The 23,397-nt window shown below is 36.7% G+C and carries 17 protein-coding genes; 8 read left to right on the plus strand and 9 right to left on the minus strand.

Annotated elements, in window-relative coordinates; genetic code table 11:
- The first annotated feature begins 123 nt into the window (after window positions 1–123).
- From IGL32_RS06230 to IGL32_RS06250, 5 genes are all read left to right on the plus strand, one after another.
- The gene (locus IGL32_RS06230) at window positions 124–1,872 is read left to right on the plus strand and encodes an ABC transporter ATP-binding protein (RefSeq protein ID WP_002357553.1); all 1,749 of its coding nucleotides are present in this window, start codon (window positions 124–126) and stop codon (window positions 1,870–1,872) included.
- Window positions 1,865–3,643, plus strand: coding sequence for an ABC transporter ATP-binding protein (locus IGL32_RS06235; RefSeq protein WP_002360293.1), 1,779 nt, complete (start codon window positions 1,865–1,867; stop codon window positions 3,641–3,643). The genes IGL32_RS06230 and IGL32_RS06235 overlap by 8 nt, the downstream gene beginning before the upstream one ends.
- A gap of 88 nt (window positions 3,644–3,731) precedes the next feature.
- Window positions 3,732–4,157: an 8-oxo-dGTP diphosphatase gene (locus IGL32_RS06240; RefSeq protein ID WP_002385906.1), complete on the plus strand. Its 426-nt coding sequence runs from the start codon at window positions 3,732–3,734 to the stop codon at window positions 4,155–4,157.
- Window positions 4,158–4,296: 139 nt separating this feature from the next.
- Window positions 4,297–5,307, plus strand: coding sequence for a lipoprotein (locus tag IGL32_RS06245; RefSeq protein WP_002379459.1), 1,011 nt, complete (start codon window positions 4,297–4,299; stop codon window positions 5,305–5,307).
- Window positions 5,308–5,609: 302 nt separating this feature from the next.
- A complete protein-coding gene (locus IGL32_RS06250; protein ID WP_002379460.1) occupies window positions 5,610–7,046 on the plus strand; it encodes a catalase in 1,437 nt (478 codons plus the stop codon).
- Window positions 7,047–7,258: 212 nt separating this feature from the next.
- On the opposite strand, the gene IGL32_RS06255 is transcribed toward IGL32_RS06250, so the two are convergent.
- From IGL32_RS06255 to IGL32_RS06270, 4 genes are all read right to left on the minus strand, one after another.
- Entirely contained in the window at window positions 7,259–8,692 is a 1,434-nt protein-coding gene (locus IGL32_RS06255) for a cryptochrome/photolyase family protein (RefSeq protein ID WP_010826515.1), read from the minus strand.
- A 132-nt stretch (window positions 8,693–8,824) separates the two neighbouring features.
- Window positions 8,825–9,706, minus strand: coding sequence for a helix-turn-helix domain-containing protein (locus tag IGL32_RS06260; RefSeq protein ID WP_002363971.1), 882 nt, complete (start codon window positions 9,704–9,706; stop codon window positions 8,825–8,827).
- A 272-nt stretch (window positions 9,707–9,978) separates the two neighbouring features.
- Window positions 9,979–11,907: a sucrose-specific PTS transporter subunit IIBC gene (locus IGL32_RS06265; protein WP_156210031.1), complete on the minus strand. Its 1,929-nt coding sequence runs from the start codon at window positions 11,905–11,907 to the stop codon at window positions 9,979–9,981.
- Window positions 11,908–11,923: 16 nt separating this feature from the next.
- Window positions 11,924–13,597 (minus strand): glycoside hydrolase family 13 protein, encoded by a 1,674-nt coding sequence (locus IGL32_RS06270; RefSeq protein WP_002382333.1) that lies wholly within the window; start codon window positions 13,595–13,597, stop codon window positions 11,924–11,926.
- A 242-nt stretch (window positions 13,598–13,839) separates the two neighbouring features.
- Between IGL32_RS06270 and IGL32_RS06275 the strand changes: the two genes are divergently transcribed.
- Together IGL32_RS06275 and IGL32_RS06280 are read left to right on the plus strand one after the other, a co-directional pair.
- The gene (locus IGL32_RS06275) at window positions 13,840–15,300 is read left to right on the plus strand and encodes a sucrose-6-phosphate hydrolase (protein WP_002382334.1); all 1,461 of its coding nucleotides are present in this window, start codon (window positions 13,840–13,842) and stop codon (window positions 15,298–15,300) included.
- Window positions 15,301–15,318: 18 nt separating this feature from the next.
- Complete coding sequence (locus IGL32_RS06280) at window positions 15,319–16,299, plus strand: LacI family DNA-binding transcriptional regulator (protein WP_002363973.1); 981 nt, start codon at window positions 15,319–15,321, stop codon at window positions 16,297–16,299.
- A 59-nt stretch (window positions 16,300–16,358) separates the two neighbouring features.
- Here the strand turns inward: IGL32_RS06280 and IGL32_RS06285 are convergent, their stop codons facing one another.
- The 4 genes from IGL32_RS06285 to cls all read right to left on the minus strand — a co-directional run bounded on the left by IGL32_RS06285 (window position 16,359) and on the right by cls (window position 21,662).
- Window positions 16,359–16,520: a hypothetical protein gene (locus tag IGL32_RS06285; protein ID WP_002357537.1), complete on the minus strand. Its 162-nt coding sequence runs from the start codon at window positions 16,518–16,520 to the stop codon at window positions 16,359–16,361.
- Window positions 16,521–16,629: 109 nt separating this feature from the next.
- Window positions 16,630–18,039, minus strand: coding sequence for a glycoside hydrolase family 1 protein (locus tag IGL32_RS06290; RefSeq protein WP_002379465.1), 1,410 nt, complete (start codon window positions 18,037–18,039; stop codon window positions 16,630–16,632).
- Window positions 18,039–19,919, minus strand: a complete 1,881-nt coding sequence (locus tag IGL32_RS06295) for a beta-glucoside-specific PTS transporter subunit IIABC (protein WP_002379466.1) — start codon at window positions 19,917–19,919, stop codon at window positions 18,039–18,041. Before IGL32_RS06295 ends, IGL32_RS06290 begins: the two co-directional genes overlap by 1 nt.
- Window positions 19,920–20,201: 282 nt before the next feature.
- Window positions 20,202–21,662 (minus strand): cardiolipin synthase, encoded by a 1,461-nt coding sequence (cls, locus tag IGL32_RS06300; RefSeq protein ID WP_002371124.1) that lies wholly within the window; start codon window positions 21,660–21,662, stop codon window positions 20,202–20,204.
- Between the two features lie 180 nt (window positions 21,663–21,842).
- Here cls and IGL32_RS06305 point away from each other — a divergent pair, with 180 nt between their 5' ends.
- On the plus strand, window positions 21,843–22,394 hold the full coding sequence (locus IGL32_RS06305; RefSeq protein WP_002361848.1) for a DUF2179 domain-containing protein: 552 nt from the start codon (window positions 21,843–21,845) through the stop codon (window positions 22,392–22,394).
- Between the two features lie 58 nt (window positions 22,395–22,452).
- Here IGL32_RS06305 and IGL32_RS06310 read toward each other — a convergent pair whose 3' ends face one another.
- Window positions 22,453–23,337: a DUF1803 domain-containing protein gene (locus tag IGL32_RS06310; protein ID WP_002379467.1), complete on the minus strand. Its 885-nt coding sequence runs from the start codon at window positions 23,335–23,337 to the stop codon at window positions 22,453–22,455.
- Window positions 23,338–23,397 lie beyond the last annotated feature (60 nt).

The following is a 23,397-nucleotide window of genomic DNA, read 5'->3' on the forward strand; positions in this document are numbered from 1 at the left end:
TACTTGTATCCGCTTTCTATACTATATTGTACATCAAAATATACAAGAATGCCCATTTCTTTTCCTATAAAAAAACAGTAATCTTATACACGTCCATAAAAACAAGAGAGAGTAGGGGAGAAAATGAATAGTTTTGAATGGATTTGGCAATATGCTAAAAAAAATAAGAATAAGTTACTGCTAGCTGTTATTTTTGTCGTTATTAACGCTATTTTAATTGTTATTATTCCATTGTTATCTGGCAGAATTGTAGACCAAGTAATCAATCAGGGGAAAACTGAAGAGCTTGTCCCAATTCTTGGGATTATGATTGGAGTGACCGTTATTCGGACAGTTGTTCGTTATAGTTATCAAGTCTTGTTTGAATCGGTTGGACAATCTGCGTTATTTGACTTAAGAAAAGATATGTATGTCAAACTTCAAGAATTAGATTTTGATTTCTTTAATCATACACGTGTTGGCGACATTATGGCGCGAATGACAGGGGATACAGACGCTATCCGCCATTTTGTTTCTTGGGTCACTTATAACCTCTTAGAATGTATTTTATGGTTCATCGCAGCCGTGATTGTGATGGGGACGATCAATTGGCAATTGATGCTAGCATTAATTTTAATTACACCTTTGATTTTTCTGTTAACACAAAAAATGTCGAAGGAATCGCATCCGGTATTTTTTGAGATCCGGGAAAGTTTTTCTCGGCTAAATTCGATGGTCGAAGAAAATATTGGTGGAAATCGGGTGGTTAAAGCTTTTTCTCAAGAACCTTATGAAATTGAAAAGTTTAACAAGCACAATGAAGACTATAAAAAATGGAATATGGCTTCTGCAGATGTCTCAAAAAAATATTTACCGTGGTTAGACGGTTTTGCAGGTAGTTTAAATGTTATTGCCTTAGTTCTTGGTGGCCTCTTTGTAATTCAAGGTCGGATGACAATTGGTGATTTAGTGGCCTTTAACGGTTTTCTCTGGATGTTGAACATGCCGATGCGAATGAGTGGCTGGTTGATCAATGATGTGCAACGCTTTACGGCATCGTCCATTAAAATTCGTCAGTTATTAGCAACGAAACCGAAGATTCCCATTGCTCGGGAAAAAGAAGCAGAACCAATCCAAGGCTATGTGACGTTTGATCACGTGTCCTTTCATTTTTCAGATGATCCAGAAACCCCCATTTTATCGGATGTTTCATTTTCAGCAAAACCTGGTGAAACAATTGGTATTTTAGGGGAAACTGGTTCAGGCAAAACCACTTTAGTTAACTTAATCGCTCGGTTCTATGATCCAACAAAAGGCACTGTTTATATTGATGGAAAAGATGCTAAAAGCTATTCTGTTCGTAAATTGCGAGAAAATATCTCCATGGTTATGCAAGATGTCTTTCTTTTTTCCAATACAATAGAAGATAACATTGCTTTTGGTAACACATTGGCTAACTTGGAACAAGTGCAAATGATGGCTGAAATTGCTGATGCTCATAGCTTTATTTCCAGAATGCCCGAAGGTTATGCAACAATTGTTGGTGAACGCGGCGTTGGCCTATCTGGTGGCCAAAAACAGCGGATTTCACTGGCCCGTGCCTTAACCAAAGATCCAGCTATTTTAATTTTAGATGACACAACTTCCGCTGTTGATATGGAAACAGAATCAAAAATTCAAAAAGAACTAGGTCGTTTGACGGAAAAGAAAACGACATTTATTATTGCCCACCGAATTTCTTCTGTGAGAGAGGCCAATTTAATTTTGATGATGGAAAAAGGCCGTGTGGTGGAAAGCGGTACGCATAGCGAATTAGTCGAACAAAAAGGCAAATATTTTGACGTATATCAAAAACAATTAGGTCTGACAAAGGAAGGTGAGTCGCGTGGCTAGAAATACGTTTGATGTAGATGAGACTTTAGAAAAAGAATTTAATTGGTCCCACTATAAACGATTAGGCGCCTATATTAAGCCTTACAAAAAAGCTGTTTTTAAAACATTATTTGTCATCATATTAGCTAATCTGGCAAGTATGTTAGGCCCTTACTTTACTAAAATTGCGATTGACCAAGTAATTCCACAAAAGAATCTCTCGTTACTCTTGATACTAGGGGCTATTTTCCTATTTTCCTTGGTGATTATTGGTTGGTGTATGCGTTATCGGATATATGCCATCACAGAAATTGGACAAGATATTTTAAAAGATATGCGTTTTTCAATTTTTGAGCATCTACAAAAATTACCATTTTCTTACTTTGACAGTCGGCCGCATGGAAAAATCTTAATTCGGGTGGTCAATTACATCAATACGTTAAGTGATTTATTAAGTAACGGATTGATCAATTTAATTTCTGATTTATTTAATGTGATTATCACCTTAATCTTCATGTTATTTATTGATGTGAAATTAACCTTATACAGTTTGCTGCTATTGCCTGTGTTGTTCGTGATGGTTCTATTTATCCAAGGGAAACAACGGAAAGCTTACCAAGAGCTTAGCAATAAACAATCAAACTTAAATGCCTATATTCATGAAAGTATTTCAGGAATTAAAATTACACAATCTTTTGCACGAGAAGATGAAAATTTCCAGATTTTTAACGAGGTAAGCGAAGAATATCGTCAATCCTTTATGAAAGCTGTGCGTGTCCAGTATTTATTATGGCCAGCAGTGCAAAATATATCCGTCATTACGACTTGTTTTATCTATTTCGTAGGAATCCGTCAATTAGGTGTGTCCGTTACCACTGGGACGCTAATTGCTTTTATCGGTTATATCAATAACTTTTGGAATCCAGTCATCAATATTGGTAACTTCTACAATTCTCTGATTACTGCAACTGCCTATTTGGAAAGGATTTTTGAAACGATGGATGTTGTTCCAGAAATTCAAGATGCGCCGCACGCTATTGAGTTGCCGCCAATTAAAGGAACCGTCGACTTTCAGCATGTTTATTTCCGTTATGAAGAAGGAAAAAATATTTTGACCGATGTTAGTTTTCATATTGAGCCAGGACAAACAATCGCCTTGGTTGGGCCAACAGGTGCGGGTAAAACAACAATCATCAATTTGTTAAGTCGTTTTTATGATGTGAATGAAGGGGCCGTTAAAATTGATGGTTATGATGTTCGCGATGTGACACTCCGTTCGTTAAGAAAACAAATGGGGGTAATGCTTCAAGATACGTTTATTTTTTCAGGAACGATTATTGAAAACATTCGGTACGGAAATTTAGCAGCCACAGAGGAAGAAGTCATCCAAGCCGCAAAAATTGTTCGTGCGCACGACTTTATCAAGGATTTAAAAGATGGCTATGAAACAGTTGTGGAAGAGCGGGGTAGTACACTCTCGGCAGGACAACGCCAATTAATTTCATTTGCTCGTGCTTTACTGGCAGATCCCAAAATTTTAATTTTAGACGAAGCAACCTCCAGTATTGATACAAAAACAGAAGAATTGTTACAAGAAGGACTACAACAACTTCTGAAAGGACGGACATCGTTTATTATTGCTCATCGACTTTCTACCATCAAAAATAGCGATAAAATTTTCTATATTGATGGTGGTCGTATTGTGGAAGAAGGATCTCATGATCAACTAATGGCAAAACATGCGTTATATCATCATTTATATCAATCGCAATACGACTTATTAAAGAGCTAGATGATAAAACAGAGAAAATTCTTAGTTGAATCTTTCTCTGTTTTTCTGTATCGTAACCTTAACAAAGGAAAAAATGATGAGGTGCCAAATGAATCGGAATTTTGAAGTAGAATTAACAACATTATGTATGATTAGAAATCAGAAAAATGAAATCCTTGTGCAAGAACGACAAAAAAAGGATTGGCCTGGTTGGACGTTCCCTGGCGGACATGTTGAAAAAAACGAGGGCATGGAAACAGCCATGGTTCGCGAACTCCTTGAAGAAACAGGATTAGTGCTGAAGCCACAATTAGTAGGTGTTGCAGAATGGCTGAATGATTGTTCAGGTGCGCGGGAATTAGCCACATTATTCATTGCAGAAACAGCGGATGAACTACCAGAAGAAACGGAACAACCCTTGTTTTGGGTCACTGAAAAAGAATTGCGAGAAGGTCCTTTAGCTGGCAGTTTAGCAGAACTTTTCCCAGTATTTTTTGGCGAAAAGCAATTTTATTTTAAAAATAATACAGCTTAATGATTCAAACCTAAAAGATTAAATCAATCCCATTTATTAAAAGAGAGTAAATCTAAAATTAAACATTGCTATTTATAAGCAATGTTTGCTATTCTTAATAAAAGGGAATTAATTTTTTATATAATGAGGGGGAAAAAGTGTGTTAAAAAGAAAAGTGGGGATTGTCGCAGGCGTTTTCTGTTCAGCTTTGTTACTGACAGGTTGTGGCAAAAGTGCGAAAGATGAGTTCATTCAAGGAATCGGCAATCAAAACGCACAAGAATCTGGGGTTTGGGATTTCTCTATGTCAATTAGTGACATGAAATTTTCACAAGAAGATGGTGCACAAACGAATCCTATGATTGGGATGCTCATCACGCAAATCAAAGACGCATCGCTTTCTGGGAAGATTCAAGTAGATGCCAAAAAAGAAAAAGCATTCAACTTAGAGATGAAATTAAAAGCGATGGGAATGGATGTACCGATTTCATTGGTTGGATCGTTAGATAACGAGGGCAAAGAGCCAAAACTCTATTTAGCAACAGATATGATGGAATATATTGTCGCTGTCGCAGACTCAATGACTGACGGTGCTATCGATAGTTCTCAGTTAGATACAGAAAAACTAAAAGGAAAATACATTGATCTTTTAGCCATGAACGAGGAAAGTACGAAAGAATGGCAAGATACAATCAAAGAGTATCAAGAATCGGAAAAAGAACGAAAACAGTCTGCTAAGGAATACAAAGAGTTTTTAGAAGGATTAGACAAGGATACGTTCGAGAAAAAAGGGGACACCATTACCCATACGTTTACAAAAAAAGAATTACAAAAGTTAATCAAAATTACGACAGAAACATCTGAAAAAGGTAAAGAACAAGATCCTTTCGAAAAAGTCAAAGATGTTTCTGCCAAAGTTTCTGTTAATACAAAAGAAAATAAAACAAATATGTTGATTAATGTGAAACCGCAGCAAGACAAGAACGTTGATATGGGACTTGAATCATTATCTAGTAAAATTAGCATTACACAAAAAGCCAAAAAAGCGACGATTTCAATGCCTAAGAAAGAAAATATTTTATCAGAACAAGAAGTTGAAAAAATATTTTCCGATAGCACCTCTATGACAGGTCTATCGACTGAAGACACGACTGTTGCGATCAATCAATAACACTGAATGACCAATAAAAACGGCCGCTCAAAAAAAGTAACGAAAGACCTAGCATGATTGGGATGCTAGGTCTTTTTTGAATAAAAAAACAGCATTTTAGTTTTCTTTGAATTATTGGTTGTTATTTTTGGTGGTGTAAACAGTTTAAAGTTAATACATTTGTTTTTGATTTAAATTCTACTGCTATTTTTAATCATTCTATTAAATAACAAATGTTTTCGAGTGTTTTTAAGCATTATTTTTGTTATGCAGAGTGGTTTTTTTATACAATGAGTATAATTTTAGATGAAGGAGTGTTTTAGGTGAAAAATCAACATTTAACTACGTCACAAGGAAGTCCAGTTGGCGATAATCAAAATTCGCTAACTGCAGGAGAATTTGGTCCTGTCCTAATCCAAGACGTTCATTTATTAGAAAAATTAGCTCATTTTAATCGTGAGCGCGTACCAGAACGGGTTGTTCATGCCAAAGGTGCTGGTGCTCATGGGATTTTCAAGGTGAGCCAATCAATGGCACAATATACTAAAGCCGATTTTTTATCTGAAGTTGGCAAAGAAACACCTTTATTCGCTCGTTTTTCAACTGTAGCTGGAGAGTTAGGTTCATCAGATACATTGCGTGATCCTCGCGGTTTTGCGCTTAAATTCTATACAGACGAAGGAAATTACGACTTAGTTGGCAATAATACGCCCATTTTTTTCATTCGTGATGCAATTAAGTTTCCAGATTTTATTCATAGCCAAAAAAGAAATCCGCGGACGCATTTGAAAAGTCCAGAAGCTGTTTGGGATTTTTGGTCTCATTCACCGGAAAGTCTTCATCAAGTAACAATTTTAATGAGTGATCGTGGCATTCCGTTGTCGTTCCGTCATATGCATGGTTTTGGTAGCCATACATTCAAATGGGTCAATGCTGCTGGAGAAGTATTTTTTGTTAAATATCACTTCAAGACGAATCAAGGAATCAAAAATCTAGAGAGTCAATTAGCAGAAGAAATTGCTGGGAAAAACCCAGATTTCCATATTGAAGATTTGCATAATGCAATTGAAAATCAAGAATTTCCTTCTTGGACATTATCTGTGCAAATTATCCCGTATGCAGATGCGTTAACAATGAAAGAAACACTTTTTGATGTAACAAAAACGGTTTCTCAAAAAGAGTATCCGCTGATTGAAGTTGGCACGATGACTTTAAATAGAAATCCAGAGAATTATTTTGCAGAGGTTGAACAAGTAACCTTTTCACCAGGGAATTTCGTTCCTGGTATTGAAGCTTCTCCGGATAAATTATTGCAAGGACGTTTGTTCGCTTATGGGGACGCACATCGTCATCGCGTGGGCGCTAATAGTCACCAATTGCCAATCAACCAAGCAAAAGCGCCTGTAAATAACTACCAAAAAGACGGCAATATGCGTTTTAACAATGGCAATAGCGAAATTAATTATGAACCAAATAGTTATACTGAAACACCAAAAGAAGATCCTACAGCGAAAATTAGTTCCTTTGAAGTTGAAGGAAATGTTGGTAATTATAGCTATAATCAAGATCACTTTACACAAGCAAACGCTTTGTATAATTTGCTGCCAAGCGAAGAAAAAGAAAACTTAATTAACAATATAGCGGCATCTTTAGGTCAAGTGAAAAATCAAGAAATCATCGCGCGTCAAATTGATTTGTTCACTAGAGTAAATCCAGAATATGGAGCACGTGTCGCACAAGCCATCAAGCAACAAGCATAATTTATATAACGTACGTGACAAAACCAGTCTAGATAAACTAAAGACTGGTTTTGTTTGCTTTTCAATGCTTTTTACTCTACTTTGTATAATGTATATTATGTTAACTAGAATAGAATAAAAAACTTTAGCCGATAAATTGCACTTCTCTTTCGACTAATTAATTTGCCCAACTAACCTTACAAGTTGTTTGCTAAGCTAGTTGGGTTTACTGTTTATTGAAACCTTGGATTGTTCATTTCTTGATGAATTTCTTTGCTCGCTTCATATAGAAACAATGTTTGTTTTTTACTTGATGCATAATCGACAATGGGTTTTGGATAATTTTCTCCTAAATGTACATGATATTGCGTTTGTAAGGCTTCGTTCATTAGATTTGGTTGATGAATATACTTTTGTGGCACTTGCTTAAGTTCTGGAACATATTTTTTGATGAACTGGCCGTCATTATCAAATTTTTTTGACTGGATAATTGGATTAAAAATCCGAAAATAAGGGACAGCGTCCGTTCCTGTTGAAGCAGCCCATTGCCAGCCACCGATATTATTGGCAGCATCATAGTCAATCAACATTTTTTGAAAGTATTTTTCACCCCAACGCCAATCGATGTGTAAATTTTTAACTAAAAAAGAGGCAGTAATCATTCTTAAGCGATTGTGCATCCAACCAGTTTGATTCAGTTGTCGCATTGCGGCATCAATTATAGGGTACCCCGTCTCCCCTTTTTGCCACTTGACAAACATTTCTGGGTCATTTGTCCATTGAATATAACGAAATTTTTCTTGAATAGCTTCCTCTTTTTGTTGTGGAAACGCACTATAGATCATATTGTAAAAGTCGCGCCAAGCTAATTCTTTTTTGAAGGTTTCTTTACTTAAGCTAGAAGGCACAGATGCAAGCTCTTGCCAAATGGTGCGAATCGAAAGTTCTCCCGTTCTTAAAAAAGTAGACAGATGACTCGTTTGATCCTGATAAGGAAAATCACGCTTATTTTCATAGGATTGAAGTTTTTGATCAATAAAAGTATTTAAGCGCCTTCTGGCTGTTTCTTCGCCGACACTATAGTGTGTTAAAGGAATCCTCGCAATCTGTTCACGATAAGCTGCTTCCTCTTCTGGAAAAAGACACGCACTAAAAATTTTTTCAGCTGTATAGGAAACAGGAATCGGTGTTTCTTTAGGCGCCTCTTTCCATTTATTGTAATAGGGCGTAAACACTTGGTACTTGCTGCCATCGTTCTTCTTAATTTCTTCAGAGCCATGCAAATAGGCATCTTGAAAAGAGAAAGACTGAATATTATTTTCTTCAAAAAAGCGCATAGCTTGCTGGTCCCGCTTTGCCCCAAAGCCACAAGTATCTTCATTAAAATAAATGGCCTGCCAATCGGGTAATTTGCGTTTCAAACGTGAAAATAAATCTAATGGTTCGCCGACCATGATTTGTAAATGTGCCTCTTGATCGATTCGTTCTTTGAACGAGGCTAAGCTTGCAAAAAAAGCGTTATGATTAGCACTTTCTTGAATAAATTGTTGAGGATTCATTTGGAATAATAAAATCAATTCATCAGCTGCAGAATTTTGTAACGCGTGTGCTAATGCTTTATTATCCTGTAATCGTAAATCACGTCTAAACCACATTACTCTTTTCATTTTTAAATCCTCCTAAATACTTCGTCTTGCTTATCGTAACCGTGACTGCTGATTTTTAAAAGCAACTTGCCTATATTTTTCAAAAAGCCGGTAAAAACTGAGTTTTCAGCTTTTATCGGCTTTTTGATTAAATTAATAGGAAATATTAAAAGCTTTCATATCTTTCTCAATATATTGCAGGACTTCCGTATTGCCAAAAAATTGTGTAAAATAATAGGCTTGGCGATAGTCATCGGCTGTGTCTTCCCCGAGCATTTGTTTGTTAAAGGCTTTTTCATATAAAAGATAATCTAGCAAATAAATGGAGTGTTTGTCACGACAAATCTGAATCCCTTTTTCGCTTAAAATGACACTTTTTTGGTAGTCTTTCATTTCCGAGTAGAATTTAGCAGAATTATAATAAATTCTACAACGCTCCAAGGAACATTCTAATTTAAATTGTTCCAATTCTTGTAATGATTTTTCGTAATACACTTGCGCTTTTCTCATATCTTTTTCCAGTTCGTATAGCGTACCTAGCGCATTCAGGCTTAAAATGTTGTAAATATTGACTTTACGGTCAATTTCCGCGCCCCGGTATAGGTAAAACAAGGCCTCTGCTTTATCTTTTTTTCCTAATAAACAAGTAATTCCCTTATAATATAACAATTTAGTCGTTAGTTCATTATTAGATAAGATAAGACCTTCAGGCACTTCTTGTAATAAATTGTAGGCCTCTAAGTGAAATAACCGTAAAGATAAATCCTCGACTTTGTTTAGTAGATTTTCAATTTTCTTTTCTTCAGAAATCATCATGCATTCTTCTACTTCTAAATCTAATCGGAGGCAAATAGATGAGAAAATATCTAAACTGTCACATAGATTACGGTTTTCAATATTACTAATTGTTGCTTGCGTACAGATGCCGTTAGCCAGCTCTGATTGTGTGATTTTTTTAAGTTTTCTCGCTTGTTTTATTTTGTCTCCTGCTACCTTCACGAACAGACCTCCACTTGTATTATTATGTAAATTCATTAAAAAATGTTATACTTTGATTATCAATTAAAGGAGGTACATGCTATGTTTGATTTACTTGCATTATTGACTGGAACATCAACTTATGGCAACGTTCCCCATGTTTAATTAGTCAATGCGTGTCAAGTATGGTCTTCCATACTTGGCATGTTTCCTTTAAAACTGACTCAATCATACTACAAACGGATAGACAAATACAACCGAAAATCATTGGTTTTTTATTAAGAAAAAGAACAGCAAGAAGTGATAACTACTTCTTGCTGTTCTTTTGTTTAGTTAGGTGTATTTAGATTTAAAATGATTTGTTCCGGCGTAATTTCATTATGATCTGACATCATTGGCTCTACGCTTAAATAACTTGAAGTATTTGTAATGATAACCATGACAGTTGAGTCAAGCCCAGCTTCTTTAATGGCTTTTCGATCGAACGTTCCTAAAAGATCTCCTTTTTTAACACGATGACCTTGGGTTACTTGTGTCTGAAAGACCTCCTGTCCCAATGTGACAGTATCAATTCCTATATGAATTAATACTTCAGCTCCTGCGTCCGTTTGGATACCATAAGCGTGCCCAGTTTCTGCAACCAAGTTTAATAAACCATCTGCAGGCGCGTAAACCTTGTTCGCTGTTGGCATGATTGCTAAACCTTTGCCCATCATCTCGCTTGAAAATACTGGGTCATTAACAGCAGTAAGATTCATGGCGTAACCAGTTACCGGAGAAAAAAGTTGTTCATCTAAGGTATTGTGTTGCATTTCAAAGACTTCGCGTTCTTCCTCTTCGATTACTTTATCTGAAATCAAAACTTCTTGCGGAATTGCAAATAGACTGGTTAATGCATAACATACACCGACAGATAAAAGTGCGACTAATAAATAGATCACTAATTGATGTGCACTATAGATATACATTAAGAAAGAAGGAATAACGGCTAAGCCATAAGAATTTGATTGAATATGAAAAATAGCTAAAATTGCTCCGCCTAAACCTGATGTAAACAAGACACATAGCAGCGGTTTTAAGTTCCAACGAATAAGTAATCCAAATAACACAGGCTCACTAACTCCAAATAATTGAGACAACATAGAACCAATGGCTGTCGACTTCACTTTGCTATCTTGCGCTTTTTTCGCAAAGGCTAAACAACTGCCAACGTTGGCAAACCCATACATGGCACATATTGTAATCAATGCATTAAATCCTGTATTTGCTAATAATGATGTTTCTACCATAGTTAGTGTATGATGAATACCAATCAAAACCATTAAAGGATATGAGGCACCAATCACGAAACCACCTAATCCTAAGGGCAACCCAATCAACCATTGGACAACATCTACCATGCCTAACTCAACGGTATGCAAAATTGGGCCAATTCCGAGAATCATGATTAAAAAAGTAATTAACATAGTCATAAAGGGTGTAAAAATTTGATCAATAATATTCGGCATCTTTTTTCGGAAAAAAAGTTCAATCTTTGCGCCAATTATACCAGCAGCAATTGCACTTAAAACGGACCCTTGTGCACCGACAACTGGGATAAAACCAAAAGCCATAATAGCTTTCACGCCAGAATCTGGTGTTGCAACTGCATAAGCGTTTGGTAAAATGGGTGATACCATCATTAAACCAATAACAATCCCGATTACAGGCGTCGCATTAAATGCTTTAAAGGTAGACCAAACAATCAAAGCTGGCAAAAAGGCAAAGACGGTATCTGTAATGACAGAGACAATTTGTTGAAAGCTTTCAGGAATATTGGCTACACTTGCTCCGAATAATTGTAAAAAAGTATCGTTAAAAATAACACCTTTTAACCCTAGGAACAATCCTGTTGCTGCAATTACTGGAACAATTGGAATGAATATTTCACTTAAAATGCGCATTGTTTTGCGCATGCCTGTTTCATTATTTTTTAAAATTGCTGTTTGCTCTGCTTTTGACACAACATTGATTCCAAGTTTTTCTATTTCATCATACACTTTAGTCACAATACCAGTTCCTAAAATCACTTGGTATTGACCACCATTATAAAAAACCCCCTTGACTAAATCGATTTTTTCTAGTTGTTTACCATCTACTTGTTCATGGTCCTTCAAAATAAAACGTAACCGCGTTTGACAATGGGTGACCGATATAATGTTATCCATACCGATTAATTGAATAATGTCTTTGGCTGCCTGCTGATAATTTTCTGCCATGTTATACTCCTCCTAGCTACTCATTTATAGTAATCAATAGTCCTTGATAGCTTTTTAATAATGTTCCCTGCTGAACTAATTGCTCTCGTTCTTCAGACTGTGTATCAAAAATAACTGTGCCATTAACTAAATAATGAGGGATTGGAACCGCCTCACCAAAATTAAAAAAGGCGTAAATCGTTTTTTCATTTAATTTGCGTTTATAAGCAATAACATTATCTGGAAGATTTGACAGACCCTCAAATGTTCCATAAAGTAAGATGTCTGTATAGGGACTCTTTTGACGAAATGCAATCATCCGCTTATAGAAATGAAAAATACTTTGACTATTTTTTATTTCTGCTTCGGCATTGATTTCTTTATAATTATCCACCATTCCTAACCAAGGCTTGACGCTTGAAAAACCGCCATACATAGAATCATTCCATGGAAAAGGCGTGCGGGCATTGTCTCGACTACGCAAATTGACAAGTGACAAGGCTTCTTTGGGCGTAAATCCTTCTTTTATTGCTCGATAGTATTGATCAATGCTAGAAATATCATCGAATTCATCAATCGAACCCCTTTCAAAATTGGTCATTCCTAATTCTTGTCCTTGGTAAATAAAAGGCGTGCCCCTTAAAAAGAAATACATGGCGCCGAATGTTTTAACCGCATTTGGCTGTTGAGCCTGTTCTTTTAAATATTTCGTTGTCGCTCGAGGTTGATCATGATTTTCAATAAAATTTGCACTCCAACCAGCCTCTTGCATGGCTTCTTGCTGTTTGAAAATTAATGTGCGTAAATCATTCCAAGACCAATCGATTCTATAAAACCATTCGCTTCCTGATTTCACATCCAAATCAGCCCATTTGAAGTCAAAAATCATGTCGAAATACCCTGTTTCTCCAATAAATTCTGATAAATTTAGATAATTGACGCCGGCCGCTTCGGCAACTGTGACAATATCAAAGCCAGCAAAAGCTTTTTCTTTTAATTCGTTCAGAAAGTCACTCATTCCTGGCATGTTTCTACTAGCTTTTGTTACTTTGGCTAATTGATCTGCCCCATCAGCAGGTAAGTTTGTCCAAGTCAAATCTTTCTTAATAAAATTAATCGCATCTACACGAAAACCAGCAATTCCTTTGTTTAACCAAAAACGAATCATTTGATAGATTTCTTTGCGTAGTTCAGGATTTTCCCAATTTAAATCCGGCTGTTTTTTATGAAAGGCATGAAAGTAGTAGGCATCTTCCCCAGGTAATTTTTCCCAAACACTACCACCGAAGTTAGACCGCCAATTTGTAGGTGCTTCTCGTCCTTCTTTTATAATATAAAAGTCTCGAAAACGACTTTGAGGATTTTTTAAAACATCTTGAAACCAAGCATGTTCATCAGATGTATGGTTTACCACCAAATCTAAAATAACTTTTATGTTTCGTTTTTTTGCTTCTTCAATGAGTTCATCGAAGTCTGCCATTGTACCAAAATCGCTAGAAATACCATAATAGTCTGAAATATCATATCCATTGTCAGCCATTGGCGACGGGTACATTGGACTCAGCCAAATCAGCGTAATTCCTAAATTTTCTAAGTAATCCAGTTTTTGAATAATGCCTTGTAAATCACCAATTCCGTCATTATTACTATCCGAAAAGCTACGTGGATAAATTTGATAGGCCACTTCTTTTTGCCACCAATTTCTGTTCATTCTGGTTCTCCTCACTCTTAAACTAGTCCTGTTAATTTTTTCTGTAACCGTTTTTACATTTTGTATGATACTCGTTTTTGCGTAATATGTCAAACGTTTATCATAAATAAATGTAAATTATAATATTCTTTTGATTTAAATAGATTTATATATGTTATACGTTTGACTTTTTTCTGATTTGTTTATACTATTAGACTAACTACTATTTTCTAATAAAGGAGACATTACTTATGTCAAGCATCATGAACCAATGGACGGATGAATTACGTTATGCGCCTTATTCTTCTTGGACATCTGCTCACCTCGAAAATCTAACTTCTATTATCGCGCAATCTAGTTGGCGTTTTAAGTATCATATTCAACCACAGACAGGACTACTAAATGATCCCAACGGTTTTTCGTATTTCAATAACCAGTGGCACTTATTTTATCAAGCGTTTCCTTTCGGGAGTGTTCACGGACTAAAAAGTTGGGCCCACTTAACTTCCTCCGACTTAATTCACTGGGATTATGAAGGAATTGCCCTTTATCCCGACTCTGAATATGATTCTCATGGCGTCTATTCAGGCTCAGCTTTAACAATAGATAACCAACTATGTTTATTTTATACAGGAAATGTTCGTGATCAAACTTGGCAACGATTTGCATATCAAAATATTGCATGGCTGAATTCTTTAGGTGCGATCACAAAGGAATCAACACCATTCCTACCTATTGACCCCAATTATTCTTCCCATTTTCGTGATCCGATGGTATTTCCTTATCAAGAAGGACTTGTTTTATTAATTGGTGCTAGTGATTTAAATGGACAAGGAAAAATTGTGGTCTATTTTTCTAAAGATCGAAATGTACACAATTTTCATCAACTTGGCGAATTGACGTTCACCAACCAAGAATTAGGCTACATGGTTGAATGCCCCAATTTGGTATTTATTGATGGCCAGCCTGTCTTATTATTTTGCCCACAAGGTCTATCTCCATCTGTAAAAAGTTATCAGAATATCTATCCGAATATGTACACATTGGCCGAAACGTTTGATTTGGAGAATCTTTCTTTAGTTCAGGCTGGGCCTTTTGAAAATTTAGATGAAGGATTTGATGTCTACGCCACTCAAGCCTTTAATGCGCCAGATGGTCGTGCACTTGCGGTCAGTTGGATTGGGTTGCCAGAAATCACTTACCCAAGTGATGTGGAGGGTTGGGCAAATGGCTTAAGTCTGGTTAAAGAACTCACAATTCACAACGGGAAACTATTTCAATATCCAGTTTCTGAAACAGAAATGCTTCGTCAATCCGCTACTACTTTATCAAATGGCTGCCATTTCTTATCTACTGCTTCTTTTGAATTAGAAGTGGATATTCCCAAAAATGAGATTGCTTTTATTCGGCTTTTAGCGAACGAAACGGGTTCAAAAGGACTTTTAATTACAATTGATACGATTCATGGTAAAATAACCCTTGATCGAACATTTGCTGGCCAATCTTTTGCTGAAAAGTATGGCACAATTCGTGAAACTAAAATTAGGAAAAATAAGTCAGTTCAGTTAACTATTTTTGTTGATTGCTCTGTTGCAGAAATCTATGTAAATAAAGGTGAAAAAACGATGACTGGTCGCTTCTTTCCAGATAAAGCGCAACAGTATCTTCATCTATCCAAGACGGCAAAAGCTTGTTTTTATGAGCTGGAAAATACGAATAATTAGGAATGATGGTGAATTTTGATGGTGGTTAAATTAACGGATGTAGCAAAGCTTGCTGGGGTGAGCCCGACAACGGTAAGCCGCGTGATTAATAATTATGGTTATCTTAGTCAAAAAACAATTGATAAAGTTCATCAAGCGATGGAAGAATTAAATTATCAACCTAATGGATTAGCCAGAAGCCTCCAAGGAAAAAGTACGCAGCTGATTGGTTTAGTCTTCCCTTCTGTTAGTCATCCATTTTTTGGTGAATTAATTGAAACACTGGAAAGAAAGCTCTTTGTTCAAGGATATAAAGTGATTTTATGTGATAGTGAAAAAGATCCAGAAAAAGAGCGCGCCTATTTACGAATGCTCGCTGCAAATAAAGTGGACGGTGTAATCACTGGTAGCCATAACTTAGCTATTAACGAATATGAAAATGTTTCACTACCTATTGTTTCCTTTGACCGTTTCTTGGCACCTGGCATTCCAATTGTCTCTTCGCAAAACTTTCAAGGGGGCCAAAAAGCCACTGAAGCCTTATTTGCAAGTGGTGCACAAAAGATTGCAATTATTACTGGTGCTAATAACACAGGCGCACCTAGCGATTATCGATTGGCTGGTTATAAACAAACAATGGAAAAATATGGCGCAGAAAAAACGATTCTACAAATTGATAATGGGACCTCAACAACATTAAAAAATCTAGAAATCGAACGTTTGCTTCAAAATAAAACTGTAGACGGCATCTTTTGTACAGATGATTTGACAGCAATTACAGTTATGAATATTGCTCAAAAATTGAAGATATCCATTCCTGAAGAATTAAAAGTAATTGGTTATGATGGGACAAAATTAATCAAAAGAATTGCCCCACAACTATCAACCATTGTGCAGCCAATCGACGAGATGTGTGACGTTATGATTGACTTACTGCTTCGTAGAATGAAGGATCCTGATGTTGCACTTGAGGAAAATTATCCTATTCCGATTCAGCTATCATTGTCTGAATCCTGTTAAAAAAGACACCTTTTCAGGTGTCTTTTTTTATTCTTAATTCCTCATTTGCCTATTTTCCCTTAATTCCAAAGCACAGAGATTAAATAATACAACAACATGATCCCTACAAATACACCGAGCATTAGTAAAACATACCACCAATTTTTGGCGCTATAGGTTTCATTTTTATTTTTTTCGGTTCGTTTCCCGGCAGCCCATTTCCATAAATCGTAATTATTCATCTCTCTCACCACCTTTAATGGGTTTATTAACTTAAGCCTAACACGGAATGAGAGAACTTGAAAACAAAAGGATCACCCGCTTATGCAATGGATGATCCTTTTTTGGGCACTATTCTTCTGATAACCCATTATTTTTAATAACTGATTGGTACCAATAAAAACTATCTTTTTTAATGCGTCGTAAATCTTTTAACTCATGGTCTTCACGATTAACGTAAATAAAACCGTAGCGTTTTTTGAATCCTTGATGGGAACTTAAAATATCCATGACCGACCAAGGGCAATAGCCAAACAACTCAACACCGTCAGAAATAGCCGCATGACAAGCAGCAATATGATCATGCAAATACGCAATTCGATAATCATCATGAATTTTTCCGTCCTCTGTTAGGTGATCTGGTGTGCCTAAGCCGTTTTCTGTAATGATTAACGGCAAACGGTATTGACGATAATAATCATTTAAAACTAAACGTAGACCAGTTGGATCAATTTGGGCACCATACTTAGAGGTTTTTAAATGTTGATTTTTTTCGATTTTAAAATAACCGTATAGATCAAAATCAATGTCCTTTTCTTTCGTACCCAATGGGTGTTGCTCATCTGTCGGTAAATAGCTAGCGACTAACGTCCGATAATAATTAAGAGCGATAAAATCTGGTTTAGCGGCTTTCAAAATTGCTTGATCTTCTGGCTGTGTTTCGGGATAAATGCCGCATTTGGTTAAATACTCTTGATAGTAACCAGGGTATTCGCCAAAACAATACATTTCTAGAGCGTAATTCGTTTTAAAGTTATCATTCATACGAGCTGCCCAAACATCTTCAGGCTTATTAGAACTAGGATAAGTCATCGTTGAGGAAACAGAGGGACCGACTTTTCCCCCAGCGACCAATTGGTGACAATCATTCGTCGCTAACGCATGGGCAACAAACATATGGTAATCCATTTGTGCACGAATTTTTTCAACATTTTCTGGTGCAACATCGTACATATTCATTCGTTCATCAACACGAATCATTAAGTTTTGTTCGTTCGTAACTTGCCAATTTTTGACTCGATCACCAAATGCTTGATAACAGACTTGCGCATAGCGTTGAAATGCGGAAACGCAGCGACGATCCGCCCAACCATTGTATTTTTCCACCAACGCAAAAGGTAAATCAAAATGATAAAGTGTGACAAACGGCAAAATATCGTTTTCTAAAAGTGTATCAATGACAGCATTATAAAAATCGATGCCGGCTTGATTGATTTCGCCATCACCTGTTGGAATGATTCGTGCCCATGAAAGAGAAAAACGATAGGTTTTTAAGCCTAATTCTTTCATTAACGCAATGTCCTCTTTGAAACGATGGTAAAAATCGCTGGCGACTTTCGTATCTGCTTGTACAGCTGACTTTTTAAAAGAATTGTAATCAGCGACTGTTAGGCCTTTGCCGTCCTCATTCCAAGCGCCCTCAATTTGAAAAGCGGAGGAAGAAGCGCCCCATAAAAAATCGTTCTTAAATTGTTTAACCATTAGTTTTGCTCCTTTACTTGCATGAAAAATAAATTTGTTTGTGGTGTAATCTCTGTTTGTTTGGTTGTCTCAATTACAGCCATTTCCGCAGTATTTGTTACGATGACTAAGACGGTTGGATCATAACCAGCAGCTTGGATGATTTGTTTATCAAAAGAGAGCAGCTTTTGTCCTAGCCTGACTCTTTCTCCTACTTTTACGAACGTTTCAAATGCCCGCCCTTTTAATTCGACGGTATTGATTCCAATGTGAAGGAGGATTTCAGCACCATTGTCTAACTTTAAGCCAATTGCATGATGAGTTGGATATAAAGCCGTCACTTGCCCATTTCCTGGTGAAACAATTTGTTCCTCTGTCGGATAAATAGCTAGCGTTTTTCCCATTTGTTGAGAAGCAAAGACTTCATCGTTGATTTGGTCTAAAGATACGAGTTGTCCTTGAACAGGTGCTTGAATCCGTTGTTTTTCTTTGACTGTCCCTGCCTCTGTCTTGAAGCCGGGTTCTTGACGTGACTCGTCAAGCGGTAAATCATTAAAGCCTAGAAAAATCGTTAATAGAAATGCACCAAAAAAAGCAATACCACAACCTAATAAATAACAAATAAAGGCTTTGGTTCCTGCTTCTGCGTAAACTGGGATGGTCAAGAGTCCTTGGTTAGCGAAGGCTGTCCCGTAGGAACCGCCCCAGCCCATTAAGGCCCCGCCTGCTGCTCCGCTAGCCACCGCATAAATCATCGGTTTTTTTAGCCGCAAGTTTGCACCATAAATGGCTGGTTCTGTGATACCAAATAATGCAGTCACTGTTGCAGAGGCAGCAACAGCTTTCAAGTCTTTATTTTTTGTGCGGACAAACACGCCAAATGCGGCGCCCGCTTGAGAAAAGTTTGCTGCACCAGCAAACGCTAGCAAATTTTGCCGTCCTGTTCGAGCGACATCATTAATCCCAATTGGCACAAGCCCACGGTGAGCCCCAAAAATGACTAAGACACACCAAATTCCCCCGATAAAACCGCCTAACAAGATGGGACTCAAATTCATTATATAATAATACAACCAATTCACGCCGTCACCTAAATAAATCCCTATCGGTCCAAATAATAATAAAGTGGCTGGAATCATTAAAAGTAATGACAGCGTAGGAACCATAATAATTTTTAGAACTTCTGGAATGACTTTTTCCAAAAAGCGTTGCACATAAGCTAACATAAAAATTGCAAGAATAATAGGAATTACTGTGGAAACATAATTGGCTTTGGTCACATGTAATCCAAACAAGGTAACCGCTGATTCTTCAGTCATTAATGAAACGATGGTTGGATAACATAAGGTGGCACCAATTACCATGGCGATATATTCGTTTGTTTTGAAAACCTTAGCAGCTGAATAACCTAAAATAACTGGCATAAAATAAAAAAGTGCATCGGAAGCGGCGCTTAAAATAATATACGTATTCAAAGGTTTTAAATCGACCTGGTAAAAATTGTTTGCGACCATCACAGCAATAGCTAGAATTCCTTTTAACATGCCTGAAGCGGCAATTGCTGGTACGACAGGTGTGAAAATCGCCGCAACAGTATTTAAAATTCGATTACCTAATGAATTTTTTTCTTTTGTAGATGTTTTGGTCGTAAGTTGCTGAGCCAACAAAGGTTCTAGAGCATTATAGACATGCGCGACTTTATTGCCTAAAACCACTTGATACTGCCCGCCGCTTTCAACAACAGAAATGACACCTTCTGTTTGTAGTAAGGCTTCTTTGTTCGCTTGTTTCGTATCTTTCAATACGAAACGCAATCGTGTATAACAATGTGTGACATCCACGATATTGTCTTTGCCACCTACGTCTTTCAAAATTTCTTTTGCTATTGCTTGGTAGTCCATGGTGACCACTCCTTATCTATAAAATAACAGCTCAATAAAAAAGACCAAATCACACATGCACGTTTCAGCAAACACACTCAATATTTGCTCGTCGTGAATGTCCCTTTGATCTGATCTACGTAATAACTATGTTTCTCACGATAGAATAGCTGATTGAATTTATTTTTAATTTACCATTATTTAGAGGGATTATCAATGAATTAGGTAGAGCAACTCAGTGTTTTGTTACTAAAATCAGCAGTGAAAATAGTAGTTTACTACATTCACTGCTGATTTATTTGATTACAAGACTGGGGACAACAAGCGTGAAAAGTTTTGCTTGAATCGTAGCCAGTACCCTTGTTTTTTAATTATCTCGTCGGTTAGTAAGACACTTTTTTCTATATCTTCTTCAAAGACTTGCGCTAACATCCACGCAATGTCGGGATTGTAAATAAACGTACTTACCTCAAAATTCAATGAATAACTGCGAATATCTTGGTTTGTTGTCCCAACCATAGCTAATTCATCATCAATCACCATTGTTTTTGCATGAATAAACCCACTATCATAAATATAAATTTTAATGCCGCGTTTGTGTAAGTAATTTGCGTAATATTGTGTCGCGCGGTAAATAAAGGGATGGTCAGGCATACAAGGAATCATAATTCGCACGTCGACACCTGAACGAACCGCCACTAACAACGCATTAATCATACTATCATCAGGGATTAAATACGGTGTTTGAATCCAGACACTCTTTTCTGCAGAGAAAATCATCCGAACAAACCCGCTTTTCAAAATTTCTTCTTCTGAATCAGGACCATCTGAAACAACTTGTAAGGACAAATGCTCCACTTCATGATCTTCTGGTAATTTAAAATATTTTTCATGATACGTCATACGTTCTTCAGGATATTTGACTGAAGCATTCCAATCCATGATAAATATCTCTTGCAATGAAAATACGGCCGTCCCGACCAAACGAATATGGGTATCTCGCCAGTAACCAAATTTTTCGGTGACATTCAAATATTGATCCCCAACATTGAACCCGCCGGTCCAGCCAATTTTCCCATCGATGACAACAATTTTTCGATGCAAGTGATAATTTAGACGTGTTTTACGGATCATATCACGAGAAGTAATAAAGGGAGCTACTTTTCCTCCAGCGTCAACGTAACGAGCAAAAAACTTTTTATTTGCGCCGGGTGAACCCCAAGGATCGTAAATTAAGTAAACTTCCACGCCTTCATGCAACTTTTCGATTAATACATCTAAAAATTGATTGCCAATTGTGTCATTAAAAAACGCATAATACTCCACATGAACGGTTTCTTTCGCTGCACGAATATCTTCAAATAATGCTTGGAATTTTTCTTGGCCATCTGTGAATAATTGCAAACTATTTCTTTTGGCCAACGGTGATGCGTCCATATTCCGGAAATAACGATTTAAAACTTTCGCATCATAAAGTAAATCATAACGTTTATCGCGCCCTGCTTTTTTGTTATCAACGTCCACTTTTTCTTTAATTCGTTGAACCATTTGTTTTTCATCATCAGACAATTTAAAAACTTCTTGTCCATCGATACCTCGCCCACAGAATAAGTAAATAATAAAGCCGATACCAGGCAAGAAAATCAACGTCATCATCCATGCTAAAACGCTGGAAATACTACGAGGTTTTCTAAAAACAGTAATTAAGGCAGCAATAACGTTAATTACTAATAAAAATAACAAAATCCAAACAAAAATTTTCATCGCTTACCTCCTTCTTACTTCATACTAAGATTATATCAAATAACAGTTAAATTAGGCGAATAATATGAGCGAGTATTCAAAAAAGAATTCATTTCTATAAGTGTTTCGCCTTTGATTCTCAGTTTTTCTGTACTATAATGAGGGCTGGATGTAAAGATTTTGAAAAGAGGTACTTATTTTATGGTCGTTGATTTGAAAATGTTAGCTATGATTTTTATCATTAATTTTGCGTATATTACCTTAAATACTATTCGTTTTATGTTAACGATGAAAGGTTATCGGGTTATTGCACCGCTGGTTAGTATGGCTGAAATAACAATTTATGTCTTAGGGCTGAGTATGGTTCTGAATCGGTTAGACAATCCTTTAAATTTACTTGTTTATGCGCTTGGTTACGCTGTTGGCATTAGTGTAGGAATTAAAATCGAAGACTATTTGGCCTTGGGTTATATTATGGTATCGGTTATCCTCCCTTCTACTACTGAACAATTTCATTTACCAGAAACACTTCGTGAACACGGCTATGGTGTTACGCAAAGTGTCGCCTACGGACGCGAAGGAGAACGAATGGTTTTAGAAATCCTTTCCCCAAGAAAAAACGAACGTACATTGTACAAATTAATCAATCAATTAGAGCCGAGAGCATTTATCATTTCCTATGAGCCTAAGTTCATTTCCGGTGGTTTTTGGACGAAAAAAGTTCGCAAAAGAAATGACGCCATTTCTCACTAAGAAGCGGCGCCATTTCTTGTTATTGATTTTTAGTTTACATAATAAAATTATCGTAACTTTAATTTATTCTAAGATAACTTAGAGAGTTCGTACCTAGTTGCTCAATCAATTGTTGCATAAAAACTAAGCGTTCGATGGCCGATCGGTTAGCAATTTTTTCATAATAAAATGCTAGAATATCCGACTGTGCTTCTAAAGGCTCGGCTTGTTCCGTTGCTACTGGTAAAAGGAGTTTTAAGTGGTCCTGGTCAATCGTAATCACTTGGGTCAAGTGCAAACTTTCTTGAAAAATATTAGGCACAGTACTGACTTTGCGGCCTCGCAGAGCTTGTTTAATGACTCTTCTCGCTTGCGAAAGATAGTATTCAGGATTTACGTCCCCTAGCAAGTCATATAAAGCGCTGAAGGCTTCTGGCAAGGATTGCTCTTTGCCCAAGTAATCAAAATAACGAGGCATTGTTGGAACCTCTGTCTTTTCTTTTTCAAGCGTAATTATAGATAGTTGTGCCGAGGCCAATCTTTGTTTTTGATAAAATGTGAGGCCACCGCTCACGCCAAAAAAATAGTCTTCCTCTTCTGGAAACACTTGTGGCCAAAAAGATTCAGCTAGCCAAAATAATTGCTCTGTTACAGTTCCTTTAAACTTAGGAAGTTCGTCTTCAGCCAAGGGCAAACTCGCAACTTCAGCTGCCGTATAAATAGGAAAATTCAAACGATATTGACGATTTTCCCGAATGATTAACTGACAATCAATCATTTCTGATAAAAATTGTTCTAACTTGGCTTCTGTTGCAAAGGCCGCTTTTAATTGTCTTAAAATGATTCTTTCTTCCCGATGTTCATACATAAAAGTAACAAGAGGGAAAAAAAGTGATTGGTTGAGCAAATGATTGTATTGTTTCGTTTGTTGCGGAGAATGATAGTAAATTGCTAAATCATTCATGTTAACGCCCCTTTACTATTGAAGCGCCTAAGCAACAAGGAATTTATCGCGTTGCTTAGG

The organism is Enterococcus sp. AZ035 (assembly GCF_050548325.1).
Taxonomy (GTDB): Bacteria; Bacillota; Bacilli; order Lactobacillales; family Enterococcaceae; genus Enterococcus; species Enterococcus faecalis.